Origin of the sequence: Vibrio sp. 10N.222.48.A3, from assembly GCF_041475345.1 — a bacterium.
In the GTDB taxonomy this organism is placed as follows: Bacteria; Pseudomonadota; Gammaproteobacteria; order Enterobacterales; family Vibrionaceae; genus Vibrio; species Vibrio tasmaniensis_A.
The window spans coordinates 1-5231 of record NZ_JBFRVX010000529.1; the positions used below are offsets into that span (position 1 = coordinate 1).

Below are 5231 nucleotides of genomic sequence, written 5' to 3' on the forward strand. Positions count from 1 at the left end.
CTCCTTGATTAATTACTTAGCAGTTGAAGTGACTTTAGCTGTAGTCGCGTCGAAGCCAACTTCAGGGCCTTTCTCGATCTTACCGCCGTCAGCTTCAATGTAGTAAGCCTTAGAAATTTGAGTGTAGGTTAGGCTGAAAGATTCGCTAGGAAGTGAACCGTCTGTACCTGACATATTGTAGCTAGACATACGAGCCATTTTCATCGTTAGAATTAGGTATGGATCTGCACCAGAACCTTCACGGTTTGGTTTTGTCATAACGATTTCAACAGTGCGACCTTCTGGACCCGGAGCGTACAAGAAAGTAGTTAGATGTGGCGACGCACCATCACAGCCACGAGAAATGTTAACTTCGCCAAGAGCAACCATGCCTTGGTCAGCATTGTTTGCGTTACCTACATCGATGCCAACACCACGGACAGCGCTCCAAGAAATACTATCGAGTGCGAAGAAACCATCTTTGCCCCCGATTTTTTCTACCGTTGCTGCACCTTTTGGTGTCGTACCTTCAATTCTCATAAAAATAGAAGCCATAGTGTTTCTCCTTGCTTAATGCAATTAATGGGCTTTACCACTCAAAATCTTGCATGCTGCTTGATGATGAGTTGGAAGTAGATTCAGATGCTTGGTTGGTATCTGCTGTGCTATTTGGACTAATAGGAATTGGCGTTACTTTAGTTGGTTCCTCAATAGTCGGTTTCGACACCGGAGCGAACTCTGGTGCTGAAGTTATTACTGGGACGGGCTTGCCTGACAAGTCCAACTTGTCTAGGTTATCCATCCCGGTCATTTGATTAATTTGAGCGATCACACTTTGCTCATTACCTATCATTTCTTGGAGTAGTTCTGGGAAACTCATGTAACCCCAACGAATTGAACGCTCCAATAAAAAGGCGATTGGGCTATGAGGTTCAGTCTCTTTAAAATACTCAGCAATTTTTCTAATTTCCTGAAACGCATGATCACGATTAACAATACCGTTAATACTCGACACGTTTTGAACAATCGTCTGAGTTTGGGTTTGAGAGGGGTGGCCATTTGATGATTGAACCTGACCGTTATCTACCACGCTCCCGTTACCTTGATTCACTGGCTCTGAATTATGGCCTGTTCCTGTTGCTGAAATAGGTTCATTTTTGACGGCAACCGTCTGTTCCGATGCCGAAGGTATTGAATCGCTTTGTTCGCGCGTTTCGGTTGAGCTTTGGATGACGTGGAAGTTGTCGTCCAAAGGCCAAGGAGCGAATTTTTCTCCTACTAGGAAATGAATCGCTTTGATCAGGTCACGTACGTTGGTTTTGATAAAGTTGAAACTGATCACCGAGGCGCTAACAGCTTGGCACTTTTCAGCCAGGTTTTTCTCTGCCATTTCCAGATCACTATAGATACTGGCCAAATGGAAGAGTGTTTCTGCAACGCTTTGATCAAACGCGTTCAAGGCTGATTCTTTCAGTTCAGCGATGTTACCTTTTCGTTCGGCTGTGAGGTAATCCCCAAAAGTTACACCTGAACAAAAATCAAGCATTTGAAAAGGTATGTAAAGAGAACTGGAGTCCAGTGATTCACCAACTAGCTGAAGTAGAGATTTAGCTCTGAACTCCGTGATTTCCTTTGCTTTTCCTGCATCATCAGAAGCTTTTAATTTAGCGTCTGGTAGCATTGGATTTAGCGTATCCCAAAATTGGTTGATGAAAAGGTTTAAAGCTGGGATAGCTGTAGCAAGGTTATGAAATGGCTGTGAAGTAAAAAGCTGGCTAGTAATGTACCAACCTAATATTTCTAAATCTTTAGACTGGGAGGTGAGTGTCTCTTCAGAAATTTTTCTTAACTCAGCCCAGTTTTCAGTATTTGCATCCACAATTGCTGGGTCAGAAGATGCATCAGGTGTTTCAACTAACTGACGAAATGAAGATTGAGCGCTATTGTAAACGTTTCTTAAACTGCGGTATGCGGTTCTATCCAATTTCAGGTAAGAGCCGGAGGGGTCATTATCCGAGATTGGAGTCAGTAAATGAGCAATTTCTGTCATACACGTCCTGTTAAAGTTATTTGATATCTCGATCACATAAAGTGTTATTTCTAATAGTTATTACTTATGTTTCATATAAAATATTTAACATTTATATATTCTATCGCTTTTTCTTAAAAAGTCCTATGTAAAATAGATATTTACTCAAAAATTTGAACTTTATCCAAGAAAATTACCCAGTAAGCCGACTTTTCGAAACCTTATGAAATGCAAGGATTTTATCCTCCAATCATTACGGTAGGCATACCCAAGACAATAGTACCCCCGTGGGCGGTTGTATCTCCCATACGCGCAGCAGGCTTATTCATGATAAGTACAGTAGCACTGCCTTTGATGATGCTATCTGGGGGGCCAACACAAACACACATATCCCCAAGCGTTGCTGCAGGCATATTGCCAATGAGAACCGTCGGTACACCAGGTCCAACGATTGGGCCTCCGACATGGGGGATTGGTGGAAGTGCGGGTGTCTGCATCGGGCAAACATGCATGTCAGTTAATCTTGCGGCTAACGTCATCGGCCACTCCTGTCATCTGTAACTTTATGATTGGCTGCCTTTGGCAAGCTCGAGAGCAATACCAATGGATTTCTTATAGTACTCGTTGGTTTTATCCCAATTGGGTAAGGCTGCGGAATGGTTGATTGCACCCGCTACCGCTTTGGAATATAAGAAAGGGTCGGGGAGGACGTTGGGTAAGTCAGGTGCAACAATACTGCCGGATCCGTTCCAAAATACGGCTTGAGCTAGCCAAGATGGCCCACAATTTAGTTGGAGCTTATTCGCAAAGAGTTCACTCTTTCTTCTCTGTTCTTCTGAAGGTGACTTGACCCAATCTTTGGCTGTTGAAATACATTGTTTTTGCATTGTAGACCACACATCACTTCTCGCATCGAGCGTATGTGCGCCCCACCAAATGGCCTCTCGAACAGGCAATCCGTGAGCAAGGAGCTGAACTAAGTCGAAATATAGCTCGCTTTCCAATAAAGCTTGAATAGAATCATCAATGTTGAATTCGTCATTAATCAGTGCTTGTGCTTCGTCGGAGCTTGAGAATCTGTCGAGCAACTGTCTGCCAGTTTGATATGGAATTTTTTTATACATGTTTCTGTCTTACCTGAATTTGTGCTCTAGTGTGGTTTAAATGCTAGCGATTGAATTCACTAATTCACCTTTACAATAGCACCCTTTAATTCGCCAAGTACGCCACCATTAAAAGTACCTTTTAGGCCTGATTTAAACTCGGCACTTAAAGACCCCTCTGCTGTGAGTGTGGTATCCGCTTTAATCGCGACACTGAGTCCTTTAATACTGTTGGAGCTTGTCGCTTCGAGAGCCGTTGTTACACCTGATATTTTGTTCGCGGATGTCGCCTTACTTGTTACGTTCATGCCTTCAAGGTTGAGTGCGCTACTGGCTTTGATATCAATGTTACTTGCTTCAATACTAATAGAAGATGAAGACATAGTGATTTTGCTGGACCCAACCTTTAGCTCAATCTTGTCATCCGCTTCTAGGGATATAGATTTACCTTTGGCAGCGATAGCTTTGTCTGAATTGAGGGTGTAATTATCTTCTGTTGATACGTTAACTTGTTTGGTGGTTTTCTGGATCAGTTCACCTTTAATGGTCTCTGTCAGGTTGTTCTCTATTTCTTTCGTGAAGTCTTTGGTTGCATGCATGTACAAGAGCTCATTGTCTTTCTTATCGTCAAAATAGAGCTCGTTAGCCAATCCGCTTAACTTAGTGCTAATACCTGTTTTCGTTGAGTTAGCTTCTTTGTAAGGTGGTGGGTTTTTACTGTTATAAACGCTTCCTGTGATAATCGGTTGGTCTGGGTCACCATCAATAAAACTGACCAGTACTTCTTGTCCTACTCTTGGAATAAACTGAGCACCATAACCATTGCCAGCCATCATCTGAGCAACGCGCACGTAGCAACTCGTTTTGTCTCCGGATGTTTGTGTATCCCAATGAAATTGAATGCGAACTCGACCTTGTTCATCTTGATTAATCTCACCTGCGGTATTACCGGCTACGATGGCGCTTTGTAGTCCGTGTATTTTTGCCTTATCCGTCGGTGAAGGATAATTAGGAGTCGACGTGTCAAGAAGGGTGAGACGTGTTTGACAATGGTTTTCGGTGCTATAACTCGTGTGAAGTTCTGTGACTAAATAGTCACCGAGTTGATCTTTGTCTAAATGGGATGATAGTGAAAACCATTTACCCAATTCAAATGAATCGTGTTGCGCTTCGGCTTCTACGGTTTGATAATTTTGCTCGAGCTGTTCAATTCGTCTTTTCACTAGGTTGCTGGCAAGGTCTTCCATCCCACCAGTGATACCAAGGTTAGGGTAAAACTGTTTCGTTAACTTGGTGTTGTTAGCTATCTTATGGCTGGATTTTTTCTGTTTACTGCTCACGAGTTTAGTTTGTGAGTAATCATAACTAGTCAGTTCGATGCTGGCACCATGAAATTGACCTTGCGGCATCCATTTATCGAGTAATGGATTGTTGCCTGAAGGGACTTCAATCATGTCCAGTTTACCGATATCTGACTTTTTATAAGGGCTCTGAGCGTCCTGTAGCATCATCACGTGATCTGAGTCGCTGTGTTGGAAAAAGTAATGAACCCCTTCTTCAGCAAGCAGGCGAGTTACGAAATCAAAGTCGCTTTCATCATATTGAACGCAATACTCTCGTTTGGATGAGGGCATGGTACCAGCCTTAAACGAGCCACTGAAACCTGCTTGGGTTAACACATCTGAAACGATATCTTTAGTCGATTGGTTTTGATAAACACGGAAAGAATGAGTGTGTATCAATAACCAAAACCACGGCCTTAGAGTGATGCGATAACTAGAATACTGCAGGTTACTGTCCATGCCCAATAACTGAACTTGCGTAACAATGCCGTTGAATACACGTGTGGCTGCTTGGTTGTTAGTGTCGTTAATAAAGCGTGTAATCGAAAGCTTTTGACCAAGCTGGTCATCAATTGAAAAGTTTTTTGAGATGAGTGTTAGTTCGATTTTAAAAGGCTTCGATAGGTACTCAGAAATAGCAAAATCGCTGACTGCATGCTCATTGCTTTTAGAATCTTTTGCCACAATCGCACTGGCAGAAGGGGAGAAATTATCCGTCATAGGCTCGCCTGATAATGCTCGAAGATGTTCTGATATTGTGTGGTATCAATATTAATG

Annotated in this window: 5 protein-coding genes; all 5 read right to left on the bottom strand. The window is 42.6% G+C overall.

What is annotated here, in order from left to right; genetic code table 11:
• Window positions 1-12: 12 nt before the first annotated feature.
• The 5 genes from AB4653_RS15340 to AB4653_RS15360 all read right to left on the bottom strand — a co-directional run bounded on the left by AB4653_RS15340 (window position 13) and on the right by AB4653_RS15360 (window position 5174).
• Window positions 13-534, bottom strand: a complete 522-nt coding sequence (locus tag AB4653_RS15340) for a type VI secretion system tube protein Hcp (protein WP_009846608.1) — start codon at window positions 532-534, stop codon at window positions 13-15.
• 34 nt (window positions 535-568) lie between these two features.
• Window positions 569-2029 (bottom strand): ImpA family type VI secretion system protein, encoded by a 1461-nt coding sequence (locus AB4653_RS15345; RefSeq protein WP_102257284.1) that lies wholly within the window; start codon window positions 2027-2029, stop codon window positions 569-571.
• A 218-nt stretch (window positions 2030-2247) separates the two neighbouring features.
• A complete protein-coding gene (locus AB4653_RS15350) occupies window positions 2248-2547 on the bottom strand; it encodes a PAAR domain-containing protein (protein ID WP_009846610.1) in 300 nt (99 codons plus the stop codon).
• A gap of 24 nt (window positions 2548-2571) precedes the next feature.
• Window positions 2572-3132: a DUF6931 family protein gene (locus AB4653_RS15355; protein WP_012603810.1), complete on the bottom strand. Its 561-nt coding sequence runs from the start codon at window positions 3130-3132 to the stop codon at window positions 2572-2574.
• A 59-nt stretch (window positions 3133-3191) separates the two neighbouring features.
• Window positions 3192-5174 carry a type VI secretion system Vgr family protein gene (locus tag AB4653_RS15360; protein ID WP_102257283.1) on the bottom strand — a complete coding sequence of 661 codons (1983 nt, stop codon included), beginning with the start codon at window positions 5172-5174 and terminating at the stop codon, window positions 3192-3194.
• Window positions 5175-5231: the final 57 nt, after the last annotated feature.

Coding starts and splice junctions, on each gene's coding strand:
- AB4653_RS15340 (WP_009846608.1), bottom strand. CDS start 534: ATGGCTTCTATTTTTATGAGAATTGAAGGTACGACACCAAAAGGTGCA.
- AB4653_RS15345 (WP_102257284.1), bottom strand. CDS start 2,029: ATGACAGAAATTGCTCATTTACTGACTCCAATCTCGGATAATGACCCC.
- AB4653_RS15350 (WP_009846610.1), bottom strand. CDS start 2,547: ATGACGTTAGCCGCAAGATTAACTGACATGCATGTTTGCCCGATGCAG.
- AB4653_RS15355 (WP_012603810.1), bottom strand. CDS start 3,132: ATGTATAAAAAAATTCCATATCAAACTGGCAGACAGTTGCTCGACAGA.
- AB4653_RS15360 (WP_102257283.1), bottom strand. CDS start 5,174: ATGACGGATAATTTCTCCCCTTCTGCCAGTGCGATTGTGGCAAAAGAT.